Annotated in this window: 25 protein-coding genes; 5 read left to right on the forward strand and 20 right to left on the reverse strand. The window is 65.2% G+C overall.

Going from position 1 to position 25,425, the window contains the following annotated elements; genetic code table 11:
- Nucleotides 1-1,005: an NAD(P)H-dependent flavin oxidoreductase gene (locus E4P09_RS06510; RefSeq protein ID WP_137388712.1), complete on the forward strand. Its 1,005-nt coding sequence runs from the start codon at nt 1-3 to the stop codon at nt 1,003-1,005.
- A 78-nt stretch (nt 1,006-1,083) separates the two neighbouring features.
- Here the strand turns inward: E4P09_RS06510 and E4P09_RS06515 are convergent, their stop codons facing one another.
- The 3 genes from E4P09_RS06515 to E4P09_RS06525 are packed head-to-tail and all read right to left on the reverse strand — an operon-like array spanning nt 1,084 to nt 3,204.
- Nucleotides 1,084-1,296, reverse strand: coding sequence for a hypothetical protein (locus tag E4P09_RS06515; protein WP_137388713.1), 213 nt, complete (start codon nt 1,294-1,296; stop codon nt 1,084-1,086).
- A gap of 20 nt (nt 1,297-1,316) precedes the next feature.
- Entirely contained in the window at nt 1,317-2,486 is a 1,170-nt protein-coding gene (locus tag E4P09_RS06520) for a zinc-dependent alcohol dehydrogenase (protein ID WP_137388714.1), read from the reverse strand.
- A 13-nt stretch (nt 2,487-2,499) separates the two neighbouring features.
- Complete coding sequence (locus E4P09_RS06525; protein ID WP_137388715.1) at nt 2,500-3,204, reverse strand: SRPBCC family protein; 705 nt, start codon at nt 3,202-3,204, stop codon at nt 2,500-2,502.
- A gap of 184 nt (nt 3,205-3,388) precedes the next feature.
- Here E4P09_RS06525 and E4P09_RS06530 point away from each other — a divergent pair, with 184 nt between their 5' ends.
- Entirely contained in the window at nt 3,389-3,604 is a 216-nt protein-coding gene (locus E4P09_RS06530) for a DUF3072 domain-containing protein (protein ID WP_137388716.1), read from the forward strand.
- Between the two features lie 108 nt (nt 3,605-3,712).
- Here E4P09_RS06530 and E4P09_RS06535 read toward each other — a convergent pair whose 3' ends face one another.
- The 11 genes from E4P09_RS06535 to E4P09_RS06585 all read right to left on the reverse strand — a co-directional run bounded on the left by E4P09_RS06535 (nt 3,713) and on the right by E4P09_RS06585 (nt 15,426).
- Nucleotides 3,713-5,023, reverse strand: coding sequence for an NAD(P)/FAD-dependent oxidoreductase (locus E4P09_RS06535; RefSeq protein ID WP_137388717.1), 1,311 nt, complete (start codon nt 5,021-5,023; stop codon nt 3,713-3,715).
- Nucleotides 5,024-5,026: 3 nt separating this feature from the next.
- Complete coding sequence (locus tag E4P09_RS06540; protein ID WP_137388718.1) at nt 5,027-5,755, reverse strand: NAD-dependent deacylase; 729 nt, start codon at nt 5,753-5,755, stop codon at nt 5,027-5,029.
- Between the two features lie 46 nt (nt 5,756-5,801).
- A complete protein-coding gene (locus E4P09_RS06545; RefSeq protein WP_137388719.1) occupies nt 5,802-7,523 on the reverse strand; it encodes an aminotransferase class V-fold PLP-dependent enzyme in 1,722 nt (573 codons plus the stop codon).
- A gap of 172 nt (nt 7,524-7,695) precedes the next feature.
- On the reverse strand, nt 7,696-8,868 hold the full coding sequence (locus E4P09_RS06550; protein WP_137388720.1) for an ABC transporter substrate-binding protein: 1,173 nt from the start codon (nt 8,866-8,868) through the stop codon (nt 7,696-7,698).
- A 62-nt stretch (nt 8,869-8,930) separates the two neighbouring features.
- On the reverse strand, nt 8,931-9,932 hold the full coding sequence (locus tag E4P09_RS06555) for a branched-chain amino acid ABC transporter permease (RefSeq protein WP_137388721.1): 1,002 nt from the start codon (nt 9,930-9,932) through the stop codon (nt 8,931-8,933).
- A gap of 3 nt (nt 9,933-9,935) precedes the next feature.
- On the reverse strand, nt 9,936-10,853 hold the full coding sequence (locus tag E4P09_RS06560) for a branched-chain amino acid ABC transporter permease (RefSeq protein ID WP_137388722.1): 918 nt from the start codon (nt 10,851-10,853) through the stop codon (nt 9,936-9,938).
- Nucleotides 10,854-10,877: 24 nt separating this feature from the next.
- Nucleotides 10,878-11,579 carry an ABC transporter ATP-binding protein gene (locus tag E4P09_RS06565; RefSeq protein ID WP_137388723.1) on the reverse strand — a complete coding sequence of 234 codons (702 nt, stop codon included), beginning with the start codon at nt 11,577-11,579 and terminating at the stop codon, nt 10,878-10,880.
- A gap of 5 nt (nt 11,580-11,584) precedes the next feature.
- A complete protein-coding gene (locus tag E4P09_RS06570; RefSeq protein WP_137388724.1) occupies nt 11,585-12,346 on the reverse strand; it encodes an ABC transporter ATP-binding protein in 762 nt (253 codons plus the stop codon).
- Between the two features lie 72 nt (nt 12,347-12,418).
- Entirely contained in the window at nt 12,419-13,429 is a 1,011-nt protein-coding gene (locus E4P09_RS06575) for a zinc-binding dehydrogenase (protein ID WP_137388725.1), read from the reverse strand.
- A 40-nt stretch (nt 13,430-13,469) separates the two neighbouring features.
- Nucleotides 13,470-14,993 (reverse strand): class I adenylate-forming enzyme family protein, encoded by a 1,524-nt coding sequence (locus tag E4P09_RS06580; protein WP_239025042.1) that lies wholly within the window; start codon nt 14,991-14,993, stop codon nt 13,470-13,472.
- A 13-nt stretch (nt 14,994-15,006) separates the two neighbouring features.
- Nucleotides 15,007-15,426 carry a PaaI family thioesterase gene (locus E4P09_RS06585; RefSeq protein ID WP_137388726.1) on the reverse strand — a complete coding sequence of 140 codons (420 nt, stop codon included), beginning with the start codon at nt 15,424-15,426 and terminating at the stop codon, nt 15,007-15,009.
- Nucleotides 15,427-15,591: 165 nt separating this feature from the next.
- Here E4P09_RS06585 and E4P09_RS06590 point away from each other — a divergent pair, with 165 nt between their 5' ends.
- Entirely contained in the window at nt 15,592-16,212 is a 621-nt protein-coding gene (locus tag E4P09_RS06590) for a VOC family protein (RefSeq protein ID WP_170984257.1), read from the forward strand.
- Here the strand turns inward: E4P09_RS06590 and E4P09_RS06595 are convergent.
- Nucleotides 16,209-16,937, reverse strand: a complete 729-nt coding sequence (locus E4P09_RS06595) for a GntR family transcriptional regulator (RefSeq protein ID WP_205042026.1) — start codon at nt 16,935-16,937, stop codon at nt 16,209-16,211. The two genes, E4P09_RS06590 and E4P09_RS06595, sit on opposite strands and share 4 nt — an antisense overlap.
- Nucleotides 16,938-17,081: 144 nt before the next feature.
- Between E4P09_RS06595 and E4P09_RS06600 the strand changes: the two genes are divergently transcribed.
- On the forward strand, nt 17,082-17,366 hold the full coding sequence (locus E4P09_RS06600) for a hypothetical protein (RefSeq protein WP_137388729.1): 285 nt from the start codon (nt 17,082-17,084) through the stop codon (nt 17,364-17,366).
- 43 nt (nt 17,367-17,409) lie between these two features.
- Here E4P09_RS06600 and E4P09_RS06605 read toward each other — a convergent pair whose 3' ends face one another.
- From E4P09_RS06605 to E4P09_RS06615, 3 genes are read right to left on the reverse strand one after another with little or no spacing between them, the layout of a single operon-like run.
- Nucleotides 17,410-18,993: an alpha-amylase family glycosyl hydrolase gene (locus E4P09_RS06605; protein ID WP_137388730.1), complete on the reverse strand. Its 1,584-nt coding sequence runs from the start codon at nt 18,991-18,993 to the stop codon at nt 17,410-17,412.
- A 2-nt stretch (nt 18,994-18,995) separates the two neighbouring features.
- Complete coding sequence (locus E4P09_RS06610; RefSeq protein WP_137388731.1) at nt 18,996-20,000, reverse strand: TIGR03885 family FMN-dependent LLM class oxidoreductase; 1,005 nt, start codon at nt 19,998-20,000, stop codon at nt 18,996-18,998.
- 19 nt (nt 20,001-20,019) lie between these two features.
- A complete protein-coding gene (locus E4P09_RS06615) occupies nt 20,020-20,391 on the reverse strand; it encodes a sensory rhodopsin transducer (protein WP_137388732.1) in 372 nt (123 codons plus the stop codon).
- Between the two features lie 118 nt (nt 20,392-20,509).
- Between E4P09_RS06615 and E4P09_RS06620 the strand changes: the two genes are divergently transcribed.
- Nucleotides 20,510-22,132, forward strand: a complete 1,623-nt coding sequence (locus tag E4P09_RS06620; protein ID WP_137388733.1) for an alpha-amylase family protein — start codon at nt 20,510-20,512, stop codon at nt 22,130-22,132.
- Nucleotides 22,133-22,140: 8 nt separating this feature from the next.
- On the opposite strand, the gene pdeM is transcribed toward E4P09_RS06620, so the two are convergent.
- Complete coding sequence (pdeM, locus tag E4P09_RS06625; RefSeq protein WP_239025043.1) at nt 22,141-22,869, reverse strand: ligase-associated DNA damage response endonuclease PdeM; 729 nt, start codon at nt 22,867-22,869, stop codon at nt 22,141-22,143.
- On the reverse strand, nt 22,862-25,408 hold the full coding sequence (locus E4P09_RS06630) for a ligase-associated DNA damage response DEXH box helicase (protein WP_137388735.1): 2,547 nt from the start codon (nt 25,406-25,408) through the stop codon (nt 22,862-22,864). Before E4P09_RS06630 ends, pdeM begins: the two co-directional genes overlap by 8 nt.
- Between the last annotated feature and the right edge of the window lie 17 nt (nt 25,409-25,425).

Here is a 25,425-nt window from a genome sequence, read left to right on the forward strand (position 1 = left end):
ATGACCATTCGCACCCGGTTCACCGAACTCGTCGGCATCGCGCATCCCATCGTGCAGGGCGGCATGATGTGGGTAGGGCGGGCCGAGCTGGTCGCGGCTGTTTCCAATGCGGGCGGCCTGGGCATTCTTACCGCCTTGACGCAGCCGACGCCGGATGATCTGCGCCGCGAGATCGACCGTTGCCGCGCCATGACCGACAAGCCGTTCGGGGTAAACCTGACCATTCTGCCGTCGGTGAACCCGCCGCCTTATGCGGAATACCGCAAGGCGATCATCGATAGCGGCATCCGCATCGTGGAGACTGCGGGCTACAAGCCCACCGAGCATGTGGAGGAGTTCAAGTCGCACAGCATCAAGGTCATCCATAAATGCACCGCCGTACGGCACGCCCTTTCGGCCGAGCGGATGGGAGTGGATGCCATCTCGATCGACGGCTTCGAATGCGCGGGCCATCCCGGCGAGGACGACATCCCCGGCCTGATCCTCATCCCCGCCGCCGCCAATAAGGTGAAGATCCCCATGATCGCCAGCGGCGGGTTCGGCGACGGGCGCGGCCTCGTGGCCGCGCTTGCGCTGGGTGCCGACGGCATCAACATGGGCACCCGCTTCTGCGCGACCGTCGAGGCCCCGGTCCACGACAACGTCAAGCGCTACATGGTGGAGAACGACGAGCGCGCCACCAACCTGATCTTCCGCAGCCTCAGGAATACCGGCCGCGTCGGCAAGAACAGTGTATCAGACGAGGTGGTGCGGATCCTGTCGGAGCCCGGCACCAAGTTCGAGGATGTCGCTCACCTGGTGCGGGGGGTGAAAGGCCGGGAGGTTCTGGAAACCGGCAATCTCGACGCGGGCCTCATCTGGGCCGGCCAGGTGCAGGGCCTGATCGACGATATCCCGACCTGCGCCGAGCTGATTGCGCGGATCATGCGCGAGGCGGAGGAGATCATCACCGGCCGGCTCGCTGGCATGCTCAGCCCGGCCCGGCGCCAGGCCGTGAACGCGTGAGCGAGCGAAAAACAAAGGTCTTTCCAATCTGTCACGCACGGCCTTGAGCCGTGAATCCTGGGCCGCTCGGCACGCCCTTCAGCCCGTCGACCCCATATTGGCATCGTCCTCGCTGCCGATAGGAGGCAGCGCGCCGGTGCCCGGTGTCGCATCGGGATTCATCAGCCGCGGATCGGCATGGGGGCCAGCGGGCGGCATTCTGCCCCGATCCTTCTTTCCGGTCTTGCCGGGCTGCGGCGCGCCCTGCTGCATGGCCTGAGCGACGCCTATAGGCTTGTTCTTCTTCTTCATGATACTCTCCCGGAGGGGACTTACGGGACGAACACTGCCCGCACACACCCGTCCTGCTTATGCTTGAACATTGCATAGCCGCGCGGCGCCTCCTCGAGCGGGAAGCGATGGGTGGCGAGGAAGGACGGGTCGAGCTCACCCTTCTCCACATGCGCGAACAGGCGCTTCATATAAGCTTGCCCGTTCTGCTGCGAGGCGCGCACGGTGAGCCCCTTGTTCATGATCATGCCGAGCGGGAACTTGTCCATGATGCCATAGACGCCGAGCACGGTCAGGGTGCCGCCCTTGCGGCAGGCCTGAATGGCCTCGCGCAGCGCCTGCCCGCGGTCGCTGTGCATGTACATGAACTGCTTGGCGCGGTCATAGGCATATTGCAGGCCCGTGCCGTGCGCCTCCATGCCCACCGCATCGATGCAAGCATCGGGGCCGCGGCCGCCGGTCATCTCCCTCAGCATCTCGGGAACACTCGCCACGGCCGTATAGTCGATCGTCTCGGCGCCCACGTGCTGGCGCGCCATCTGCAGCCGCTCCGGGAATCGGTCGATGGCGATCACCCGTTCCGCACCCATGAGAAACGCGCTTTGCTGCGCCATTAGCCCGACGCCACCGCAACCCCACACCGCCACCGTGTCCCCCGGCCGGATATTGGAGAGGTCGGCGCCCATATAGCCGGTGGGCGCCGCATCCGAAAGGAACAGCGCCTGCTCGTCTGTCAGCGCCTCCGAGACCTGGAAGCAGTTCTGGTCGGCAAAGGGCACGCGGATATACTCCGCATGCGACCCGGCATAGCCGCCGAACACATGGGTATAGCCGTAGATCCCCGCCGTCGTGCATCCCAGAAGGGGTTCCTGCAGCTCGGGCTTCGGATGGGTGTTGTCGCACAGCGAATGCAGATCGTGCTTGCAATACCAGCATTGGCCACAGGTGACGAAGGAAGGCACCACCACCCGGTCGCCTTTCTTCACCTTGCTCACCTCGCGGCCGACATCCTCGACCACGCCCATGAACTCGTGGCCGATCACGTCACCTTCCTTCATGCCCGGCAGATAGCCATCAATGAAGTGCAGGTCGGAGCCGCAGGTGGTCGACATGGTCACCCGCAGAATGCAGTCATGCGGATTGACGATCTCGGGATCCTTGACGGTTTCGACACGAAGATCGTTGACGCCGTTCCAGCAGAGCGCGCGCATGGTGACTTTTCCTTCAGACGGTATTGCTGCGGGCAGCGGGCTGCCTTTCGGTGGTTGGAACCTCGCCAGTCTGCACCAGGCTCTTGAAGTAATGCAGCGCCTTGCCGGCCAGCGCCGAGGGCACCAGGCTGTCGAACATTCTCATGGCGCCGCGGCCGAGCGTTCCGCCCGGCGGATCGAACCGGGCGCGGAGAGTGACCACCGTGCCGCGGTTGCCGGTCGCCGGATGGAGTGACACCGACGCCTCGCTGACCCAGGCCGCGCCGCCTTCCGCCGGCTGCCAACGGAGAAATTCGTGCGGCCGCTCCTCGACCAGGCGCATTTCCCATTCGGCGCTAAGGCCCGGGCCTGCATCAATAGCCCATGTGGTGCTGCCGTCACCCGAAGGCCTGACATCGCCGAAGGGTGCGAACACCTTGGCCACCGTTTCCGGGTCACGCCACCGGCGGTAGAGTTCCTCTCTCGGCACGTCCTCGATGGTGATGGATTTCTCCAGTTCGGGCTGCGGCGAGAAGTCGGACACTCCGCCGGCGCGGTGCTCTCTGCCTCGGCGCGAGGCGATCAGGCCGAGCGCCACCGCACCGCCCGCCACGGCCAAGGCCACGCCCACCGCCGAGCGCGTTCCCGAAAACCCGCGCCCGTGCCGTCGGTAGGGCGGCTCTCCATGTGGCCGTTGTCCGCCGTGGCGGGATGGGAATTCCTCGTGATGCTGGGTCATGAAGCACCTCGTTGGGCCGCATCGGCCGGTAAATCCCTGGTGAGGTTGCATGGGGGCGTGCTCGTAGGCCCGCCTGCCCCGTTTCATGCGAACATCAAACACCCCGCCAAGGTTCCCAGTTCGGCCAGGAACCGGCACGCCTCCGCCCGCATTGTCCTGCGGCAAGGACGCTGACGAGGTTGCCATGTCGGACGAGAACCCGAAGACGACCCCCTCCTCCAATATGGAGAAGGACCCGAATGACTGGGTCAGCGGCGACGAGCCGATGACCGGCGCGCAGGCATCCTACCTGAAGACGCTGTCGGAGCAGGCCCATGATCCCGATGCCTTCGCCGAAGACCTCACCAAGGCTGAGGCGTCGCGGCGCATCGACGCGCTCAAGGCCAAGCTGAAGCTGTAGGCCTGCTAGAGCATTTGCGGAGCGAACGTGGATACCGGTTCGCGTGACGAAAGTGCGATCAAGGAAGAACTTAGAGCGGATCCGCGATTCAAGGAAAGCGGAAACGATCTAGCCCGCCAAGCGGTCGATATGGTCCCGCAGCTTGTACCAGGCGAGCATGCCCGGCAGGAACCACGGGCGCCCATCATAGAGCGGGATCGTGGGGAAGGGCAGGCCAGTGAAGGCGCTCTGCTCGTTCGGGCCGCCTATCATATTGCGGGCCGCCTGATAACCGAGCCAGCTCTGCATGGCGACGCCGCTGCCTTGGCAGCCAAGAGCATAATGCATGCCTTGATGCTGGCCGAGATGGGGGATGAAGTCGAAAGTGAAGGCGACGTTTCCGGTCCAGCTGTGGGTGATCCGGACATCCTGCAGTTGCGGCCAGACACGGCACATCATCGCATGCAGCCGGCGTCCGCTCTCGCGCGGGTCCATGGCCGCGGTGCCGACCCGCCCGCCCCATAGCACACGCCGTCCATCCGGCGACAGGCGGAAATAGCTAAGCACACGCCGTGAATCCGCCAGCACCCGGCCGCGGGGCACCAGGTCGCGGGTAAGCGCGTCCGGCAACGGCTCGGTCGCGATGAGGAAGCTCGCGACCGGAACCACGCGCCGCCTGAGCCACGGTGTCGCCGGCCCGGTATAGGCATTGGTGCCGATCATCACCTCTTCGCACGCGATCGCCCCCCGCTCCGTCTCGACTTGCCAACGGCCGCCGTTCCGTTGCAGCCGCGTCACTCGCGTCTTGCCGAACAGCATCGCGCCCGCCCGCTCCGCCGCCTGTGCCAGACCGCGCACGTATTTGGCTGGATGCAGGCCCGCCGCTGCCTCCACCAGCTGGCCGCCGCGATAGTGGTCGCTGCCGATCTCTTCCCGCTGGCGTTCCGGCGGCACCATATAGGCGGGTGCGCCCGTCAGCTCCGCAATCCTGTCGACCTTGGCTGCAAGCTCGTCGTAATGCTTGCGTGAATAGGCGCAGACGAACCGGCCCGTCCGCTGGAAATCGCAGTCTATGCCCTCCCGCCCGATCAAGTCCTCGATGAAAGGCAGCGTGCCGATGGCCTCCCGAACAAGCCGGTCGGCGCGTTCCGCTCCAAGCTGGCCGGACATATCCGCGAGCGCCAGCTTGAGGCCGCCGTTGACCAGCCCGCCATTGCGGGAGCTCGCGTTGAACCCGATCGCGTCGGCGTCCAGCACCGTAACGCTCGTTCCCCTCCGGGCAAGCTCCAGGGCGCAGGACAGGCCGGTATAGCCGCCGCCGACCACCACAACGTCGCTGCGCTGGGGAAGCTCGCCCGGGGACGGACTTGCAGGTTCAGCCGCCTCCCACCAGTATGGACGCCCCTTGAAATCCGGCGCGAACAAGCTCTCGAAGCTCATTGCCTACTCCCGAACCGCTCGCTCGGTCCCGCCCAGCATGTCCTCCACCCAGGCCGGCACCGTCTCGCTGGCCGGCCCGTACCGCCGGTCATCGAACAGATAGGCGCCATCCGAGGGCTCGAGATTGATTTCGCAGGTGCGGATGCCACGGGCGCGGGCCTCGGCAACGAAGCCCGCCGCCGGGTAAACCGTGCCGGACGTGCCGATCGCCACGAACAGATCCGCATCATCGAGCGCACGACTGATGGTGTCGAGCTCGAACGGCATTTCGCCGAACCAGACCACATGCGGCCGCAGCCGGCCGGTTTCGCCGCAGGTGCCGCAGCGATCTGCACGCCCGAGATCATTGCGCCACTCAGCCACGCCCTCGCAGGCGGCGCAGCGTGCCTTGAGCAGCTCCCCATGCATATGCACGACTGCTTGCGACCCTGCGCGCTCGTGCAGGTCGTCGATGTTCTGGGTGACCAGGGTCATGTGCCCGCCTTGTTCGGCCAGGCCGGCCTCCAGCCTGGCCAGGGCATGGTGCGCTGCATTGGGCTGGGCGGAAAGCAGGTTCTTGCGGCGCGCGTTGTAGAACGCGTGCACCTCGTCCGGATTACGCGCAAAGCCCTCGGGCGTGGCGAGCTTCATCGGGTCGAAGCGCGCCCAGATGCCCGTGCCCGCCTTGTCGCGGAACGTGCCGAGCCCGCTTTCAGCGGAAATACCTGCCCCGGTCAGGACGAATATCCTCATAGGGCTGATTTATCATGCAATGCCGAGGATTCACACCCAGCGCAGGCTATGTCAGCGCCGACTGGAACAGTTCTGCCGGCGTGCGGCTCGCCTCTGCATCCGCATGAGTGGCCTGCGCCCGGCAATCGCAATCGGCTGGAATCCAGAACCAGCGCATCGCCTCGACAGCGGGTGGAAGGGTTGCCTCGCTGGCATCGGGCGAAACCTCCCTGAGCTCCTGGGCCAGAGCACGCGCCTTGTCCAAATAGGTGGACAACGGCTGATTGCCCGCACCCGCGTTGGAGCACGAGGGACGCCTTAGGCCGGTTTCGTCGATCCTGATGTCCCGCAGCCGGCAGATCGGCGCATCGCCGAAGGCACGGTGCCGCCAGCGGCCGGTCGCCAGGCAGAAGTCATAGAGCGGCAGAAAGGCGGGCCCGTGCTCCGCCACGAACCGCACGGCATCGATGATGTAGTCCACCTCCTCCGGCGACATCAGATAGTGGAGGTTGAGGCGGATCCACCCCGGCCGCGCCAACAGGCCGTGGGCCCCCGCGGCCTGGAACAGGCGTCGCGACTGCGCCTCGTCGATGCCCAAGAGCCTGTGAGCATAGGGACCGGCGCAGAACAGCCCCCCGCGCAGCTGAATGCCGAACAGGTCGTTGAGCAGCTGCACGATGAAGGCATGGTGCAGGAACCGCCGGCCGGCCTTGATCATCAGCGAAAAGATGGCCAGCCGCGAGGAGGCTTCCCGCCCCAGCACCAGGATGCCCGGCACCGTGCGCCAGCGGGCCAGTGCTCGCTGAACATAGAAATCCTCGATTTCCCTGATGCGGTCAGGCCCGACCGCATCCTTGACCATGAAGGCGAGGGCTGCCCTGACCGCCGCCACCGAGGCGGGCGTGCCGCCCTCTTCGCGCCGCTCCAGCTCGTTGTAGTAAGCATGGCCGAACGGGGTCACATAATGCACGGTGCCGCCGCCCGGCTTGCAAGGAACCGGCCGGCGAATGACGCCGCGTTTCACCGCCAGAATGCCCGGCGTATCGGGGCCGCCGAGGAATTTGTGCGGGGAGAGGAAGACCGCGTCCTTGCAGAGCTGTGGATCGGCGGGCGTTGACATGTCAACCGGATCATACGGGCCCGCCGCCGCGTAGTCCCAGAAAGCAAGGGCGCCATGGGCATGCAGAATCCGGGTGATGTCCTCGGTTCGCGTGCGGATACCGGTGACATTCGAGGCTGCGGAAAAGCTGCCATAGACCGCCCGGCCGGGCTGCACGCGCCCAAGCTGCTCCTTCAGGCAGGAAACATCCGGCTGGCCTTTTGGATCCTCAGGTATGACAATGAGGTCCACATCGCATTCCCGCCACGGCAGCTCGTTCGAGTGATGCTCGTAAGGACCGATGAACACCACGGGCCGGCTGCTGTCGGTAAGCGCGGGGGCAGCTTTGCCCGGCTTGAGGTCGAGCAATCCGATCAGCTTGGCGATGGCGTCCGTGGCGCCGGTGCCGCAGAACAGCACGGCATCGTCAGGCCCGGCCCCGAGCGAGCGCGCGATGATCTCGCGCGCCTCCTCCACAAGCGATCCCGTTTGGCGCCCGGTGAAGGACTGCCGGGAATGTGGATTGGCGTAGAAAGGCAGAATTTCGCCGTCGATGAAGCTCTCGATCGAGCGAAGGCTGCGGCCGGACGCGGTGAAATCCGCATAGACCAGCGGACGTGGCCCGAATGGCCCGGGAATAGATGCGCCGCAACCGACGAGATCGCTCCGCAGCTGGTCAATGAGAGACATCTGGGCCCGCGTTTTTGGATGCTGAAATCTTATTTCCTATCCCATGAAATGTCAACGCGGACGCGCAAACGCCCTTCCTCCCTGAACAGCCAGTCGCGCACGCAACATGCGGCCGCCGGGACACCATCACCAGACTAGCCCGGTGATGGCACCCTGGTGCGTCAGAAACGTGTCAGTTTTCGGCAAGGGTTTCGATGTTGCCGTCCTTCACTTGCGACACGAAGACGTGCTGGCGGGAGACCTCGCGTGTCTCCGGATCGATGCTCAGGTCGCCGTTGGCGCCCTTGAAATCTTTCGTGTTGTTCGCAAGCTCGTCGCGCACCCGCTCGCGGGTCACATCGGGCCAGGCGCGCGTTGCCGCCTGCATGATCAGCGTCGCCGCATCGAACCCGTAAGCCGACCACACGTCCGCCTTGCGGTTGTACTTGGCCTCATAGGCCTTGATGAAACTCTGCACGTTGGGGTCGGGATTGTTGGGGTTGAAGATGGTGGCGAGGTACCAGCCGTCCATCGCTCCACCGGCAAGGTTCACCGAGCGCGGTGTGACACCCACCGCCGAGTCCACCACCGGAACGTCGCCCATGCCCAGCTGCTGCAGCTGCTTGGCGAAGTTGGCGGCTTCCTCCTCCAGCATGGCGAGGTAGATGGCTTCTGGCTGCGCCCGTTTCAGCTGGGTGATGATGGCGCGGAAATCCGTGGTGCCGTCCTTGTAGACGGAATGCTGCACCACTTCTCCGCCGCGCTCCTCCAGCTGCTTGATGAAGGCATTGGCCACCGCCACGCCCCAATCCGTCTGGACCTGCATGACCGCCACCTTCTTCTTGCCGAGCTTGTCGACGATGAAGTCGGCCATGGGCGGCACATAGACGTCCACGGTCTCGCTCGCCCGGAACATCCACTCGTTCATTTTGGTGAGGTCCGGGTGCGAGGCGCTCGGCGTGAGCTGCACCAGCCCGGCCCGCTCATAGGTATCGGCCGCGGCCATGGTCGCCGTCGAGCTGAAGTCGCTGATCGAGGCGATCACATCGGCCTGGTCGGCGAGTCGCTCGCCGATATTGATCGTTTCCTTGGGGTCTGCCTTGCTGTCATAGCACTGCAGCACGAACTTGGCCTCTGGCAAGGCCTCCGAGGCGTTATAGGTCTCCACCGCAAGCTCCGCGCCCTGCTTCATCGGCTCGCCGAACCCGACCAGCGGGCCAGACAGCGGCAGCGAGCAGCCGATGACCAGGGTTTTCTCCTGTGCCTGCGCCGTCAGCGGGGCCATGCTCACCAGCGCGGCAACTGCCGCCGCGGCGAGGGATCCTGCCCATCTGCTGATGCGAGCCTTGTGTGTGCTCTCTTTCATTGCTCACCTCCATGCTCCTGATGTGACGGGATCAGGATCCCGATGCCGCTCTTCTCATGCGGCTATTTCCAGCCGATGCCGGCCTTGCCGTCTCGTCCTGGCCGCCAGGCGCAGCCGAACCAGCGCCGCACGAAGGCGATGGCCGCGGTCTCGCTGAACAGCCCTCTCGGCATTGCGACGATCGCAATGAATAGCACGATGCCGACCAGGATCATGCGCAGTTCGCCCACCTCGCGGCCAAGCTCCGGCAGCAGGATCATGATCAGCGCGCCAATGATCGCCCCGGGCAGGCTGCCGAGGCCGCCGACCACCACCATGGTCAGCACCAGGATCGATTCCGGCAGCCGGAACATGTCCGGGCTGATGTAGCGCGTGCTGTGGGCGAGCAGCGCGCCCGAGAGGCCCGCGAACGCCCCTGCGATGGCGAAAGCTTGGATCTTCAGCAGGTTGGCGTTGATGCCCATGGCTTCCGCACTCTGATCATCCTCCCGCAGCGCCCGCAGCGCATTACCGTAATAGGAATGCGTAATGCGGTGCAGCATCCATAGGGATGCGAGCATCACCACCGCGATCACGTAGTAAGTGGCAAGGCGGCTGGACAGGTCGATCCCGAAAATCTCGATCGGTGAGATGCCGCGGATGCCCAGCGGACCGCGGGTCACGTCATACCAGTTGGTGATCGCGAGCGTGATGATCTCGCCGATCGACAGGGTGGCCACCGTGAAGAAGATGCGCACCAGCCGAATGGCGGGAATGCCCGTGAGAAAGGCGAAGGCGCCGGAGAACAGCATGGCCGCCGGCAGGGTCACCAGGAAGGGCAGACCGAATTGGGTGGAGGCAATGGCCGCCACATAGGCGCCGATACCGTAGAACGCCGCCTGCGCCAGCGAGAGCAGACCCGCCGTGCCGCTCACCAGGTTCAGGCTGGCCGACAGGATGATGAAGATCATGCTGAGATGGGCCAGCCGGAACAGGTAGCCCTGGTCGAGCGCCAAGAGCCCGCCGGGGATGGCCAGCAGAACGAGGGCGAGGAGCGCACCGGTCCAGATCGCAGGGCGTGCCATCGTTCACATCCGCTCAGAACGCTTGCCGAACAGGCCGCTGGGGAAGAACAGCAGGGTGAGCAGCAGGTAGAAATGCGGCACCACCTCGACCCATTGCTGGTAGGAGGGAAAGGCATTGGCGAGCAGGCTTTCCGACAAGCCGATGATCAGGGCGCAGACCACTGCGCCGAGGATGTTGTTGAGCCCGCCCATCAGCATGGCGATGAAGGCCTTCAGCATGGGCGTGAAGCCCATGAACGGAAAGATCTGGCCGTAATAGAGCCCCACCAGCAGACCGGCAATCGCCCCGAAAGCCGAGCCGATCATGAAAGTGCGCACGATCACCTTGTTGGCATCGACCCCCACATAGAGCGCGCCGAGGAAGTCGTCGGCCACCGCGCGGATCTCGCGCCCCGCATTGGTGCGATAGAGCAGCACCTGCAGGAAGGCCAGCATGGCGATGGCGGAAGCGAAGATCACGAGGTCGCCATTGGCCACCGTGAGCTCGCCCAGCGCGATCGGCTGGTTCAGCAGATAGTCCGGCGGAATGCTCTGCGCCTCGCCGCCGAAATAGAGGGTGAGTGCCTCGCGGGCAATGATGCCCATGGCCAGCGACGACATGAGGGTCGCCTCCCGCATGGCCCGCGATTTCAGCGTCGCCTCGTCCCGCGAGCGCCGGAACGGGCGGAAGGCGATGCGCTCGAGCCCCCAGCCCAGCAACAGGCCGACAATGGCAACCAGCAGGATAAGCGCGACGATCGGCGGGGCGAACATCAGGATCAGCACGAGCGCGGCGAAGGCGCCGAGCGTATAGATCTCGCCATGGGCGAAGTTCACAGCGTTCAGGACGCCAAAGATCAGGGTGAAGCCGATGGCCACCAGCGCATAACCGAAGCCGATGCTGATCCCGTTGATCACCGCCTGCGCGAAATAGATGTCCATCCGACGCGGTCTTTCCTTGCTGCGCTAGCCGCCGAGATAGATCCGGCGGATACGGTCGTCCTGCTCCAGCTCGCTCGGCCGCCCCTCCATGGTGATGCGGCCGCTGTCCATGACATAGGCATAGTCGGCGATCTTGAGCGCCGCCTTGGCATTCTGCTCCACCAGCAGGATGGAGGTTCCCCGCTCGCGGATCCTCACGATCAGGTCGAAGATCAGCTTGACGATCTTCGGCGCGAGCCCGAGCGATGGCTCATCCAGCAGCAGCAGCTTCGGCCGTGCCATCAGCGCCCGCGCGATGCACACCATCTGCTGCTCGCCGCCGGAGAGCGAGCCCGCCTTCTGCTGCAGCCGCTGCTGCACGATCGGGAACAGCTCCACCACCTCGCCGAAGGCCGCCTCATAGTCTTGCGCCGGCAGCACGGCGCCACCCAGCTGCATGTTCTCCGCCACGGTCATGTTGGGAAAGAGGTGCCGTCCTTCAGGTGCTTGGGCGATACCCAGCCGGACGATCTCGTGGGTGGGGCGGCGGTCGATGCGCTCTCCCTTGAGCAGGATTTCGCCGCCCGATGGCCGGTATATGCCCATGGTCGCTCGCATCAGCGTGGTCTTGCCCACCCCGTTGCTGCCGAGCACGGTCACGATCTGGCCTTGCGTGACCTCGAGGCTCACGGACTGCAGGATGCGCTGGATGCCGATGGTGACGTCGAGGCCTTTGATCTCCAGCATGACCGTCACTCCGCCCCGAGATAGGCTTCGAGCACCGCCGGGTCGCGCTGGACCTGGTCGGGTGGGCCGTCCGCGATCTTGCGCCCCGAGGCGAGCACCACCACCCGCTCGCACACGCTCATCACCAGGGTCATGTCGTGCTCGACCAGCAGAATGGTCAGGCCCTTTTCATGCAGCCCGCGAATGAATTGGCCGAGCGCTGCGGTTTCCGTCTCGTTCAGGCCGGCGGCCGGCTCGTCCAAAATCAATAGCTTCGGCTGCGCCGCCAATGCCCGCGCGATCTCCAGATATTTCCGGCGGCCGTAGGAGAGATTGGCCGCGAGCTCCGCCGCCACATCAGTGAGCCCGGTCTGCTCCAGGGCTTCCCACGACCGCCGGCTGATCTCCTCGGAATAGGTGCCCCCGCGAAAGGCGGTAAGGGGCGACACGCTCTCCCGGCCGATCGCCCCGACCGAGACGTTGTCGAACACGGTCATGGTGGGGAAGATGCGCAGGTTCTGAAAGGTGCGCGCCACCCCCAGGCGCGCGATCTGATAGGGCTTGAGCCCGGCAATGCCTGTCCCGCGCACTGAAATGGCGCCATGGGTCGGCCGCACGAAGCCGGTGATCAGGTTGAACAGGGTGGTCTTGCCCGCGCCATTGGGTCCGATGATGCCGACGAGCTCGCCCTCGTCCACGGACAACGTGACGTCGTCGATCGCCACCAGCCCCCCAAAGCTGCGGGTCACCGCCTCGATACGAACCAGTTGTTCTCGCGTTGGCGCCACCGCCACCCCTCACATGCACTGCCCGTGGGATGATCCAATCGGGCATGCCCCCCAAGCCGAGCCCGCTCCCCTCTACGGTCGGATAATGAGCTTGCCGAAAATCTGCCGGTCTTCCATCAGTCGCAACGCCTCTTTGGCCCCCTCCAAAGGCATTACGCGATCGATCGACGGCTTGATCTTGCCCGTGCGCACCAGGTCGAGCAGGGCATGCAGATCCTCGCGCGACCAACCATTGGAGCCGCGGATATTGAGTTCGAACGTCCAGATATAGCGGATGTCCTCCTTGGGGTCGAAGCCCGCAGTCGCCCCGCAGGTGAGCAGGCGGCCGTCCTTGCGCATCACCTTGAGCGAAGGCACCCAGGTCTCGCCACCCGTGAAGTTGACCACCACGTCGACCCCACCTTCGCCCTGGCCGAACACCCGCGGCTTACCATAGAGGTTGCGAACCGCCTGCGGCCAGTCCTGCTCGCGGTAATTGATCAGGTGGTCGGCGCCGAGCGCCTTGAGTTTCTCCAGCTTGTCGGCACTGCTCGCGCAGGCAACGACCTCTGCGCCCAGCATCTTGGCGAGCTGCACGCAGCAGGTGCCCACCCCGCCGCTCGCGCCCAAGATAAGCACCTTCTCCCCCGGCTTGATGTCGCCGCGGGTGACCATCATGCGGTGGGCGGTGCCATAGGCGACCGGCAGGGCGGCCGCGTCCTCGTAGGACACATCGTCCGGCAGCTTGATGAGCTGGTGCGTCGGCACCTTGAGATATTCCGCAAGCCCCCCTTCGATGGTCTCGCCCACGAGCCCGCCCTTCACCCGGTTGATGGGATCGATCAGCACCCGGTCGCCCACCGCCCAGTCCTTAACCTCGGAGCCAACCGCGACGATGTCGCCGGCCACATCGATGCCCATGATCATCGGCATTTTGATCTTGATGCCGGGCATGCCGTGCAGGGTGAACAGATCATGGTAGTTGAGCGATGTGGCCTTCACCGCCAGAACCACCTCGTCCGCCTCGGGCGTCGGGTCGGGGAAGTTCCCGTCGAAAACGAGCTCGTCGAGCGTCCCGTGCTGGTGAATGACCATGGCCTTCATAGGCTTAACTCCCTCCTGTTCCTGGGCGCCGCGGCTAAGCTCAGCTGCGCGGCGTGAAATCCTTTGCTGCCCGCGCGATCAGCGCCTTGCGGTCGATCTTGTTGGTGCCGGCCAGCGGCAGCTCTTCGATGAAGAATACGGCCCTTGGATGCGCGTAGGCCGGGCCATGGCTAAGCGCGAACTGCTTGATGTCCTCTTCGCTCACCGGCTGGCCGGGAACCCTCACCACATAGGCGACCGGCAGTTGGCCCTTCACCTCGTCTGGCACGGGAACCACCGCGGCCTGGTGCACGGCCGGATGGCGCTCCAAGAGCTTCTCCACCTCGCCGGGATAGATGTTCTCGCCGCCGCAGACGAACATGTCGTCGGCGCGGCCTACGAAGAAATAGAACCCGTTCTCGTCGCGCCGCATGATATCGCCGGTGTCATACCAGCCGTCCTGCAGGCGCTTGGCGGTAATATCGGGCAGATTGAGATAGCCGGGCATCATCGCCTGGGTGCGGATGTGCAGCACGCCTTCATCCGGCGTCTCGCCGCCCACCAGCCGCACCTCCACCCCGGGCGACGGGTAGCCGAGCGACGTGTCGGGCCGGCGCAGGCCTTGCGGATGCGGCCCGAACGCCACCGGACCGGATTCCGTCGTGCCGAAGCTCACGCTGGTCTCTGCGCCCGGGAAGATCTCCTTGATCTTGTCCATCAGCCCTTGGGTCACCGGCGCCGACCCCGTGGTCACCATGCGCACGCTGGAGAGGTCGGCCGAGGCCAGCGCCTCCTTCTCCTTGGCCACCAAAGCGAGCATGGTGGGCACCGATGTGAGCAGCACGCAGCGGTGCTCTTCGATGGCGCGGATATACCCCCGGGCCGTGAACCGTCGCATCAGCACGTTTATGGCACCCAGCCGGAACAGCAGCTTGCTATAGAACAGCGCGTTCATATGGAACAGCGGGGCCGCCACCAGCACCGGCTGGCCATGGGCAATGGGGCGCATATGCTCGAAGACGCCGGTCGCCCAGAGATAGCCGCCATGGGTGAGCGGCACGCCCTTGGGCCGGCCAGTCGAGCCGGAGGTGTAAAGGATCGTTGCCCATTCCTCCGACCGCATGGTCGCGCTGGTGAACGGCCCGGCATCGAGGAATGCCTCGAACCCATCTGCCTCCGCGCCGTCGAAATCCGCAAGGGGCAGCCGGCCTTCCACCATGGCGCGCCGCTCGCCGTCCACGAAGGCGAACACGCAGGACGAATCCTGAAGGATAAACGCGATCGTGTCGGCGCCGAGCCGGCTGCTGATCGGCACCGGCACGAGGCCGGCGCGCATTATGCCCATATAGGCGATGAGATAATCCGGCCGGTTATTGGCGAGGATCGCCACCGAAGCGCCCCGCTTGAAGCCGCGTGCGCTGAGCGCTCGCGCCACCGCGTTGGCATCCGCATCGAAGGCGCCCGCGGTGATCGCCTCGGACGAGCCATCCTCGCGCACGTCGATGATCAGGGTGCGCTCCGCCGGCACGCCCGGGTCCAGGATGTCGCCGAGGTTACCGGTTTCCGCGGCCCGCATTTCGCTCATCTTGCTTGTTTCCTCATCCCGCCTTGGCGCCGTAGCACCCGCGGCCCACTGCACAAAGCCGGCCCTGGTCGTCGAACACGTCGATATCGACCACCGCCACCGTCCTGCCGGCGCGCCGCACCTTCGCCTTGCCGATGAGGTAGGCGCCGCCGGCGGGCCGCAAGTAGTCCGTGCGGAAATTGATCGTCGGCACGGGCGCGCCCACCGTGAGAATGACGGCAAAATCGCCGACCGTGTCGATCAGGGCGGCGATCGGCCCGCCATGCACCTGGCCCGTGCCGTCGGAACGCTCCAGCTCCGCTCGCATGGGCATTTTCATGGTGATCTCGCCGGCGTCGTGATCGGCTGCTTCGATCGTTAGTCCGAGGAAACGGATAAAAGGCGATGTCTCGATGATCTTGTGCAGCGCATCGGTGGTCAGACGCTCGGTCATACCAGGTTCCATGCTTGAGGTGTCGATAGGGCTCAGGAGAAATGTTAGCGTGGGAAGCCGCTATCATTCATCCGCACAGCAGCCCTGTCAACGATGGGCCGTTCGTGGCAGTTTATCCGCGAGACACCAGCCGATCATCCATTCATTCGCGAGGCGAGGAATTCAATGAACAAGCTTGACCATCTTCTCTGGGGTTCACCATCGCTCGACGCCGGGATCGATGAATTCGAACGCCTCACGGGTGTGCGGCTGAGCCTTGGCGGCCGGCACGAGGGATTCGGCACACGCAACGTCCTCGCGACGTTCGGCGATGGCACCTATTTCGAGATCATCGCGCCCGATCCCCAGCAGACGCTCACCGATACCCTGGGCGAGGTGCTGGGCAAGCTGGAGCGCCCGAAGCTGTTCACCTTCGCGGTCAGCACCACCGACATACCTGCCATGCACGAGCGGCTGAGCCGGGTAAGCCTGCTGAGCCGGCATGTGAAGATGTCGCGCACCAGGCCGGACGGCGAGGTGCTGAACTGGCAGATCCTCTATCCGGAAGGGCATCCATTCGGCTATTTCGTGCCGTTCTTCATCCAATGGGACACGCCGCACCACCCCTCGCAAATGGCTTCCGACGGGCTGACATTGCGTTCCTTCACCGTCAGCCATCCGCGTGCGGAGGAACTCAAGGCGCTGTACGGCACGCTCGATATTCCGGTCCGGGTCGAACAGGCTGCGCAGCCCGCGTTCCATGCGCTCATTGGCACACCCAGGGGCGAGGTCGAGCTGACGGGCTAGCCACCGATCTGAATCTCGACCGACTGGAAGTTCGAGCTGGCCAGGATCGCATCCAGCACCATGCGGCGTGCCGCTTCGATCTGCGCGATGGTGACCTTCTCGGCCGTTTCGCCGTCGCCCGCCACCAGCGCGTCGATGAGCTCACGGTGCTCGTGCTTCATCTCGTCGGTGCGATTGCGCAGGGCAAGACCGAGGTGGAACAGGCGCGACATTTCCTCCAGGATGTGGGAGAGGATGCGGGTGAGCTTTTGGTTGCCTGCCCCGTCCACCACGGCGATGTGAAAATCCTTGTTGGCCTCGAGGAAAGCGCTCTCGCTTGCCCGGTCGCCAGGCACATAGCCCGCCTGGCAGATCCGCTCCAGCTCCTGGATGCGCTTGGGATCGATCTTGCCCGCCGCCTTGCGCGCCGCGGCCGGCTCGAGCAGCAGCCGGATCTCGAACAGCTGGTGCACGTCACGCAGGGTGATCGGCGCAACCACATAGCCCTTGCGCGGCAGCGACTTCACGAACCCGTCCTGCACCAGCCGCGACAGGGCCCGCCGGATCGGCGCCTTGCCGAGCCCGATCTGCAAGGCGAGCTGCGCCTCCGTGATGGCTGCCCCGGGCTCGAACTCGCAGCGGATGATCTTCTCCTTGATCCGGTCATAGGCGATCTCGCCGAGTGTCCGGGCAGTTTCCTCCGGGGCAACGGGCGCAAGCTTGGGAATGGCGTGGGATCGGCTCATCGGTTCCGACATTTCAGTGAGATCTGCTTGAGCATCGAAGCTATGTATCTTGACAGCGTTGTTTGGCAAAACGGTTCCTCGGGCAAGCAAAAAGAACCAACTCTCGCCGTGACGCGTTAAGCCTCCAGCAGCAAGGAGGACGTCATGCTCAGCGACGCCGCGCGACTGTACAATTCCATCAGCACCCTGCACGCTGCCCTCGTCGATGCCGGATTGCGAGGCGACTTCGAGCTTCGGCTCAGCGCCGATGACGGGGCGCAATTCGAGCACATGGTCACGAGCGGCGGCACGCAGTACCGAGGCGAGGTCGTCGAGCCCTATTCCCTGAGCCCCGGCGAGCGCGCCATGGATATGTCCGGCATCCGCATCGTCTGGCCGGCAGGCGGCAGCCCTGCCCACGAGCCCGGCCCCATCCAACCCGCGCCCTGATCGCCCGGTGCGGCCAGCATCGGAACGCCAATACGGGCAACCCCTAAAGGAGCACCAGTCCCTCGTTTGGGCGCAACATGAGTGCGCCTTGGACAGGCTCCAGCCGGTCGAGATGGGTCGAGAGGGTGATCCGCCACGGGCCTGCCGTACGGCCGGGCAGGCTCACTTCGGCAGGGGCGCCGCCGAGATTCAATGCGACGAGAGCCCGCTCCTCCCCGTGCCGCCGCTCGTAGATGAGTAGGTCGCCCTCGGCCTCGATGGGGTGATAGTCGCCGATCTGGAACACTGGCCTGGCGCGCAATGCGATGAGTTCGCGGTAAAGCGTCAGGATCGAGCGCGGGTCGTCCTGCAGCACCGCCACGTTGCGCCGGCCGAAATCCGGGGAGAGCGGCAGCCACGGCTTGGCAGTGGAGAAGCCCGCGCCGGGCGATGCGTCCCACTGCATCGGCGTGCGCTGCGGGTCGCGACCCACACCGAGGCCTGGCTCGTTCTTCTCCCAGGGGTCCTGGGCGTCCTCCGGCGCGATCGGCACGTCTTCGAGCCCGATCTCGTCGCCGTAATACATGGTCGGTGTGCCGCGCAGGGTGAGCAGCAACATGGCGGCGACCCGCGCCTGCTCCTGGCCGACGCGCGAGGCGATGCGCGACTTGTCATGGTTGCTGAGGACCCAGTTCGGCCAGCCGCCGCGCGGCAGCGCCCCCTCGTATTCGGAGATGATGCGGGCGAGGTTGCGGGCATGCCAGGTCGCTTCGATGAGCTGGAAATTGAACGGCAGATGGGTCCCGCGCAGCTCGGTGCCGTAATAGGCCACCAGCCGCTCGATCGGCAGATAGATCTCGCCGATCAGCACCCGGTCCGGGTATTCGTCGACGACCCCACGCATCTCTGCGATCACGTCGTGCACATCGGGCTGATCGGTCGAGTGAACCTGCAGCAGCCGGCGGATGGTCGGATCTCCCGGCTGATAACCCGGATTGGGCGGGTTGTCGCGGAAGTCCGGGTCCTTCATCAGATGCCAGATCACGTCCACCCGAAAGCCGTCGACACCCCGCTCCAGCCAGAAGCGCAGCACGTCATACATGGCGGATCGCACCTTCGGATTGCGCCAATTGAGATCGGGTTGCTGCTCCAGGAACGCGTGGTAGTAGTACTGTCCGGTGGCTTCGTCCCAGGTCCAGGCGCTGCCGCCGAAATTGCTGACCCAGTTGTTGGGTGGCCCGCCATCGGGTGCGGGGTCGCGCCAGATGTACCAGTCCCGCTTCGCGCTCCCTCGCGATGATCGGCTTTCCAGGAACCAGGGGTGCTGGTCGGACGTATGATTGGGCACGTAATCGAGGATCAGCTTCAGGCCGCGCGCATGGGCCTCTGCCAGCAGCGCGTCGAAGGCGGCCAGATCGCCGAAAATCGGGTGGATGTCGCAATAATCCGAAATGTCGTAGCCGAAATCGGCCATGGGCGAGGGATAGATCGGCGAGACCCAGATCGCGTCGATGCCGAGCCAGCTGAGATAATCGAGGCGCTGGCGAATGCCGTCGAGATCGCCGATGCCGTCGCCGTTGGAATCCTGGAACGAGCGGGGATAGATCTGGTAGAAAATCGCGCGCTGCCACCAGTCTCGGCCGTCCATCGCTATGCCGTCCCCTTTGCTGTCGATGCGATCCTTTCCGCTGCGCCAAGCACGGCCGGGAGGACCCGGTCGCCGAACGCCTCGATGAAGTCTCGCTGGTTGCGGCCGACATTGTGCAGATGAATCTCTTCGAAGCCGAGGGCGAGGTCCTCTGCGATCCAGTCGATGTGCCGGGTGAGGCCGGCGGATATGCGCACGCTCTCGTCCAGGTCTTCCGGCCGGACGAACCGGGTTGCCGCGTCGAACTGGGCCGGCAGCTTGAGCTCGGCCGCGACGCTGCCGGCCAGCGTGTTCGTTCGCCACTGCTCATGCGCATTGCGGCGGGCCTCTTGCTCGCTCCCCGCGAAGGAGAGATGCACCTGCAGGAACAGCGGCTTGCCTCCGCCACCGCCTTCCCGAAAGGCGTCGACCATGGCCTTGAGCTGGTCGCCCGGCTTGTTGATGGTGATGAGACCGTCGGCCCAGCCGCCTGCCCAGCGCGCCGTCTCCGGCGTGAGGGCAGCGGCGATGATCCGCGGCGGTGTGTTCGGACGGGAATAGAGCCGCGCCTCTTCGACCGGGATCAGTCCGTGGCGCGTGACGGTCTCGCCTGCCCATAGTGCGCGGATGATCTCGGCGCTCTCCTTGAGGCGCGCATCGCGCTCGGCCTTGAGCGGCCAGCGCTGGCCGGTGATCCGCTCGTTGAGCGCCTCGCCCGAGCCCAGCGCCATCCACAGCCGGCCCGGAAACATTTCGGCCAGGGTGGCGCCGGCCTGCGCAATGATCGCCGGGTGATAGCGCATCCCGATCGGCGTTGTCACAACGCCGAACGGCAGCTCGGTCTTTGCCATGGCCGCGCCCAACCAGGTCCATGCAAAGCCGGAATGGCCCTGAGCTTCGCTCCACGGGGCAAAATGGTCCGACGACATGGCGGCCGTGAAGCCCGCTTTCGCTGCCAGCTCAACATGCGCAAGCAGCTCGCTGGGCGCGAACTGCTCATGCGAGGCGTGGTAGCCGATCTTTGGCATCGAGACTTGGTGTCCTGGATCAGTCTTGCGAATAGGCAATAGTGGTGATCAGCGCGTTTTCGGCTTGTCGGCTGTCAAGCCTCGTATGCTGCACCACGATCGGCTCGTCCGAGACGATGGTGCTGGAATACGGTGTCCCCAGGGGAACGGGCTCGGGATCATTAAGGTCGTTGAAGCGGATATGGCAGCTGCGGCGCGCACCGACCGTCACCTTGTAGGGGCCGGCCGGCTCGCGATCCGTGAAATAGAGCATGATCGTGACATGTGCGTCGCGGTCCCCGGTGTTCAGCAGGCACGCTGTCTCATGGCTCGTCATTTCCGGCTCCGGCCCGTGGCTGCTGGCCGGAATATAGCCCTCCGCGATCGCCCAGATCTTTCGTCCAATCGGCATATCCGTCCTGTCCCAAGCTTGCGCTGCCCCGCACGGAACGAAAAACGGATTGAAACCGTTCCACAACCGCTCCGCTATCCGCGCTTCGCTTGTCGGGACATTTCGGGACGTCAGCACGATGCCAGAGCTTTGGTGGAAAGATGCCATCATCTACGGCATCGACGTGGAACGCTTTCATGATGGCAACGGCGACGGGATCGGTGACTTTCAAGGCCTGATCTCCAAGCTCGATTACATCGCTGACCTCGGCGTCACCTGCGTGTGGCTCCTGCCATTCTACCCGTCCAACAATCGCGACAACGGCTACGACATCACCGACTATTTCCGCGTGCACACCCGCTATGGCACGTTCGAGGACTTTCTTGCTTTCGTGCGAAGGGCAGGCGAGTTGGGCTTGCGGGTCATTCTGGATCTGGTGGTGCACCACACCTCCGATCATCACCCTTGGTTCCAGGCCGCCCGGCACGACCCTAAATCGCCCTATCGCGACTTCTACTATTGGACGGACCATCCGCCACCCGCACGACCTGGCAAGGGGCCGATGTTCCCCGGCGAGGAAAAGAGCGTCTGGACTTATGACGAGCTCGCGGGCGCCTACTATCATCACCGGTTTTACCGGTTTCAGCCGGGCCTCAATCATAGCAATCCAAAGGTGCTGGCGCAGATCGAGGAGGTGGTCGACTACTGGCTGAGCTTCGGCGTCTCCGGTTTCCGGGTCGATGCAGCCTCCCACATGGTCGAGCGGCCGATAGGGCCGGAGCCGGTCGACAAGTCCCACGCGGTGCTGCGCCATCTCTATCACCACACGGTCACCCGCAAGCCGGACGTGCTGTTGATGGGCGAAGTGGATGAAACGCCGGAGCGGCTGAAGGACTATTTCGACGGCGAGCAGCTGAACATGATGTTCAACTTCCTGCTCAACAACTACCTGATCCTGGCCTTGGCCTCCGAGAAGGCCGAGCCGGTCCGCCGCGCCATCGACATGTTGCCGCCGGTGCCCCTCAGCGGGCAGTGGGCCAATTTCCTGCGCAACCTCGACGAGGCCGATCTTGAGCGGCTCGCGCCGGAGGAGATGGAGGTGGTCAACAAGGCTTTCGCGCCGAAGCCGGAGATGCGGATCTTCGGCCGCGGCATCCGCCGCAGGCTTGCCCCCATGCTCCAGGGCAACAAGCAGCGCCTGAAAATGGCCTACAGCCTGCTGTTCTCGCTCCCCGGCTCGCCGGTGATCGTCTATGGCGACGAGATCGGCATGGGCGAAGACTTGTCCCAGCACGGCCGCAACAGCGTGCGAACGCCAATGCAGTGGTCGGCGGCCAAGAACGGTGGCTTCTCGTCAGCACCGAACAACCGGATCATTCAGCCGGCCGTCGAGGACGGTCCGTTTAGCTATAAGTCGGTGAATGTGGAGCTGCAGCAGAGCCGGCCTGATTCGCTGCTCAACTTCATCAAGCAGCTTGCCGCCGCGCGGCTGGCCCACAAGGAGATCGGCACGGGCTTTGTCGAGTTCCTGGAAAGCAGCTCCGAGCAGGTGCTGGTGCATCGCTATCCGCCAGGAGAGACCGCCCTGGTCATCATGCACAACCTCAGCGGCAAGGAAGCACCGGTCGACATCAAGCTCGGCATCTCTGCCCAGCCGCGGCACGAGCCCATTCTCGGCGGAGACATACCCGATCCGGTGGAAGGTCGGCTGCATCTCAAGCTCGAGCCCTACGGCTTCCGCTGGATCCGGGTGCACCGATAATCCGAGACCTAAATCCCGTCTGGCAGCAGCACGCGTGAGGGCAGGGGGTAGACGCCCTCCCGGCCCAGCATCCACACCCCGAAGCGGTCGCCGGGAAACACGCCGGCAAAGGCCCTGCTCTTTACGTTCAACCCGCCGGTGAAGGCGCCGAAGGCCGGCATGACCAGGCGCCGGCCGTCGCTGGCGAAGCACTTCGCCCGCAGTCGCAGGCCGCGCCGCGCAACCGCCGCCACCGGATGAAGATGGCCGGCGATCTCCGATTCGAGGGCCAGGCCGGTACTTGGCTCGTGCCGCAGCACCACGGGGCCGAGCCGCAGCTCGCTCGCCACGCGGCCGCCCAGGTCATCCGGCGGTTGGCGGTCATGGTTGCCGATGAGCCATACCACTTCGTAAGCCTCGGTCAGCCGCCGGATCCGCGCGATGTCGTCCGAATCCAGCCGCTGCCGCGCGTGGCCGTCATGAAAGCTGTCGCCCAAGGATATGACCGTGTCCGGTCGTAGCCGCGCGCAGACGGCGGCCAGTGCATCCAGCGTCGAGCGGGTGTCATAGGGCGGCAGGTGCACCCCGCGGGCAGCGAAGCTCGAGCCCTTTTCCAAGTGCAGATCGGCCACGATCAGCGCCCGCATGTCAGGTGCATAGAGCGCGCCGGACACGTCCGGCACCAGCGCCAGGCCGTCGATGCGGATGGACGGGTCCTGTGCGGCGCGACGCTGGACATATGACGGCTGGCTAGACAAGGCGCATGGCTTCTTCAATGAGGGCGTCGGCTGCTTCGGCAAGAAGAGCCTCATGCGCTTCGCCATAGATCTGTTCGCGTCCGATCTCAAGCATGACCGGCACGGCCAGCGGCGAAACCGTCTCCAGCGGCCTGTGGACGATATGCCCCTTGATGCGGCGGAGCAGGGCGCCGAGCCTGCGGATGTCGAGCAGGCCCTCGGCCGCATCGTCCCACGCGGCGCGCAGCAGCACGTGGCGGGGCTCGTGTTGGCGCAGCACGTCGTAGATGAGGTCCGACGAGAAGGTCACCTGCCGTCCGCTCTTCTCCTGGCCCGGATGGCGCCGCTCGATGAGCCCGGCAATGATGGCGCAGGTACGGAAGGTGCGCTTCATCAGGTTTGATTCGGCCAGCCAGGCATCGAGATCGTCACCCAGCATGTCCTCGTCGAAAAGTCTGCCGAGCGGCAGCTTGCCGGCGCTGATCATCAGGGCGAGGTCGCGCGTTCCCCACACGGCAAGCGCGTACTCATTGGCCACGAAACCCAAGGGCCGCGCCCGCATGCGATCGAGCCGCCGGGTCAGCAGCATGCCCAGGGTCTGGTGCGCCAGCCGGCCCTCGAACGGATAGCACACCAGATACCAGCGGCTGCCCCGCGGAAACGTCTCCACCAGCATCTCGTCCGCCTTGGGCACCACGGACTTGAACCGCTGCACCGAAAGCCAGTCCCGCACCTGGTCCGGCAGCTGCCGCCAGTCGTCCGGCCGCGACAGCATGTTGCGCACCCGCTCGGCCAGATAGGTCGAGAGTGGAAACTTGCCGCCTTCGTAAGAGGGGATCTTCGGGTCTTCCCGCTCGGCCCTCGTCACCAGCGCATCGAGCTCATCCAGGCCCTCGAAGCGCAGCACCTGGCCGGCGAACACGAACGTGTCGCCCGGCGAGAGCTGCTCGATGAACCATTCCTCGACCTCGCCCAGCACCCGCCCCCCGCGGGAGACCACCCCCTTGCCGCGCCCGCGGCGGCTCACCAGCCGCACCCGCAGCATCGCCGCCTCTACGATCGTGCCCACATTCAGGCGGTACTGCTGAGCCACCTTCGGGTGCGAGATGCGAAACCGCCCGTCCGGCTGGCGCCGCAACTTGGCATATCGTTCATAGCTGCGCAGGGCATAGCCGCCGGTGGCGACGAAATCCACCACCGCATCGAAATCCGCCCGGGTCAGCCGCCGGTAGGGATAGGACGATCGCACCTCGTCATAGAGTACGTCCGGATCGAACGGCTCGGCGCATGCGGAGCCGAGCACATGCTGCGCCAGCACGTCGAGTTTGCCCAGCATGGGCGGCTGGGTATCCTGCTGGCCCTCGGCGGCCGCCGCTTTGGCCGCCTGGCACTCCAGCACCTCGAAGCGATTGGCCGGCACCAGCAGGGCGCGGGAGGGGTCATCAAGCCGGTGATTGGCGCGGCCGATGCGCTGCAGCAGCCGGCTCGCCCCTTTCGGCGCGCCCACATTGATGACTAAGTCTACGTCGCCCCAGTCGATGCCGAGATCGAGGGTAGAGGTGCACACCACCGCCCTGAGTCTTCCCTCGGCCATGGCGGCTTCCACCCGCCGCCGCTGTGCCACGTCAAGCGAGCCATGATGCAGGGCGATGGGCAGATTGTCCTCGTTGATATGCCAGAGCTCCTGGAAGATCATCTCCGCCTGGGAGCGGGTATTGACGAACACCAGCGTCATGCCCGCATCGCGAATGGCCTGGTAGAGATCCGCCATGGCATAACGGGCGGAATGGCCGGCCCATGGCACCCGCTCCTCCGACCGCAGGATGGAGATGTCGGGGTCTGCGCCCTTCCCACCCATGACCAGGGCAGACAGGGTCAGCTCGTCGCGCGACGGTTGCGGCATCAGCCATGCGCGCAGTCGGTCTGGCTCGGCGACGGTTGCGGACAGGCCGATGCGTCGCGCTTGTGGTGCAAGCCGGCCGAGCCGCGCCAGGCCCAGCGCCAGCAGGACGCCCCGTTTGCTCGCCACCATGGCATGTAGCTCGTCCAGCACCACCGCGCGCAGTCCTGAGAACAGCCGGGCGGCATCCGGCAGCGCGATGAGCAGGGCCAGCTGCTCCGGAGTGGTCATCAGGATATCCGGCGGCGCCATCCGTTGCCGCTGTCGTTTGGACTGCGGCGTATCGCCCGTGCGCGTCTCCACCTGGATCGGCAGGGCCATTTCCCTGACCGGCCGTTCCAGGTTGCGCGCCACGTCGACCGCCAGCGCCTTGAGCGGCGAGATATAGAGCGTGTGGGGGCCAAACCGGGCCTTGCGCGTGCTTGCATCCTCGCCGGCGAGTTCCACCAGGCTCGGCAGGAAGCCGGCGAGTGTCTTGCCGCCGCCGGTGGGCGCGATCAGCAGGGCCGACCGGCCGGTAAGCCCGTGTGCGAGCAGCTCCAGCTGATGCGGCCGCGGCGACCAGCCCTGGTCGGTGAACCAGCGGGCAAAGCGCGGGGGCAGAGCCTCCCGCCCTGATTGGATGAGCGCGTCGCCGGAGGTGCCCGCCGGAGCGCTCACAGGACGCGAAGGCCCAT

Origin of the sequence: Rhodoligotrophos defluvii (genome assembly GCF_005281615.1) — a bacterium.
GTDB classification, from domain to species: domain Bacteria; phylum Pseudomonadota; class Alphaproteobacteria; order Rhizobiales; family Im1; genus Rhodoligotrophos; species Rhodoligotrophos defluvii.

What these genes read in the sequence shown, in the direction of transcription:
- E4P09_RS06600 (WP_137388729.1), top strand. Translation starts at nt 17,082, where the DNA reads ATGCTCAGCGACGCCGCGCGACTGTACAATTCCATCAGCACCCTGCAC.
- E4P09_RS06515 (WP_137388713.1), bottom strand. Translation starts at nt 1,296, where the DNA reads ATGAAGAAGAAGAACAAGCCTATAGGCGTCGCTCAGGCCATGCAGCAG.
- E4P09_RS06525 (WP_137388715.1), bottom strand. Translation starts at nt 3,204, where the DNA reads ATGACCCAGCATCACGAGGAATTCCCATCCCGCCACGGCGGACAACGG.
- E4P09_RS06550 (WP_137388720.1), bottom strand. Translation starts at nt 8,868, where the DNA reads ATGAAAGAGAGCACACACAAGGCTCGCATCAGCAGATGGGCAGGATCC.
- E4P09_RS06620 (WP_137388733.1), top strand. Translation starts at nt 20,510, where the DNA reads ATGCCAGAGCTTTGGTGGAAAGATGCCATCATCTACGGCATCGACGTG.
- E4P09_RS06605 (WP_137388730.1), bottom strand. Translation starts at nt 18,993, where the DNA reads ATGGACGGCCGAGACTGGTGGCAGCGCGCGATTTTCTACCAGATCTAT.
- E4P09_RS06535 (WP_137388717.1), bottom strand. Translation starts at nt 5,023, where the DNA reads ATGAGCTTCGAGAGCTTGTTCGCGCCGGATTTCAAGGGGCGTCCATAC.
- E4P09_RS06585 (WP_137388726.1), bottom strand. Translation starts at nt 15,426, where the DNA reads ATGACCGAGCGTCTGACCACCGATGCGCTGCACAAGATCATCGAGACA.
- E4P09_RS06545 (WP_137388719.1), bottom strand. Translation starts at nt 7,523, where the DNA reads ATGTCTCTCATTGACCAGCTGCGGAGCGATCTCGTCGGTTGCGGCGCA.
- E4P09_RS06560 (WP_137388722.1), bottom strand. Translation starts at nt 10,853, where the DNA reads ATGGACATCTATTTCGCGCAGGCGGTGATCAACGGGATCAGCATCGGC.
- E4P09_RS06590 (WP_170984257.1), top strand. Translation starts at nt 15,592, where the DNA reads ATGAACAAGCTTGACCATCTTCTCTGGGGTTCACCATCGCTCGACGCC.
- E4P09_RS06610 (WP_137388731.1), bottom strand. Translation starts at nt 20,000, where the DNA reads ATGCCAAAGATCGGCTACCACGCCTCGCATGAGCAGTTCGCGCCCAGC.
- E4P09_RS06530 (WP_137388716.1), top strand. Translation starts at nt 3,389, where the DNA reads ATGTCGGACGAGAACCCGAAGACGACCCCCTCCTCCAATATGGAGAAG.
- E4P09_RS06580 (WP_239025042.1), bottom strand. Translation starts at nt 14,993, where the DNA reads ATGAGCGAAATGCGGGCCGCGGAAACCGGTAACCTCGGCGACATCCTG.
- E4P09_RS06555 (WP_137388721.1), bottom strand. Translation starts at nt 9,932, where the DNA reads ATGGCACGCCCTGCGATCTGGACCGGTGCGCTCCTCGCCCTCGTTCTG.
- E4P09_RS06565 (WP_137388723.1), bottom strand. Translation starts at nt 11,579, where the DNA reads ATGCTGGAGATCAAAGGCCTCGACGTCACCATCGGCATCCAGCGCATC.
- E4P09_RS06595 (WP_205042026.1), bottom strand. Translation starts at nt 16,937, where the DNA reads ATGAGCCGATCCCACGCCATTCCCAAGCTTGCGCCCGTTGCCCCGGAG.
- E4P09_RS06510 (WP_137388712.1), top strand. Translation starts at nt 1, where the DNA reads ATGACCATTCGCACCCGGTTCACCGAACTCGTCGGCATCGCGCATCCC.
- E4P09_RS06615 (WP_137388732.1), bottom strand. Translation starts at nt 20,391, where the DNA reads ATGCCGATTGGACGAAAGATCTGGGCGATCGCGGAGGGCTATATTCCG.
- E4P09_RS06575 (WP_137388725.1), bottom strand. Translation starts at nt 13,429, where the DNA reads ATGAAGGCCATGGTCATTCACCAGCACGGGACGCTCGACGAGCTCGTT.
- E4P09_RS06540 (WP_137388718.1), bottom strand. Translation starts at nt 5,755, where the DNA reads ATGAGGATATTCGTCCTGACCGGGGCAGGTATTTCCGCTGAAAGCGGG.
- E4P09_RS06520 (WP_137388714.1), bottom strand. Translation starts at nt 2,486, where the DNA reads ATGCGCGCGCTCTGCTGGAACGGCGTCAACGATCTTCGTGTCGAAACC.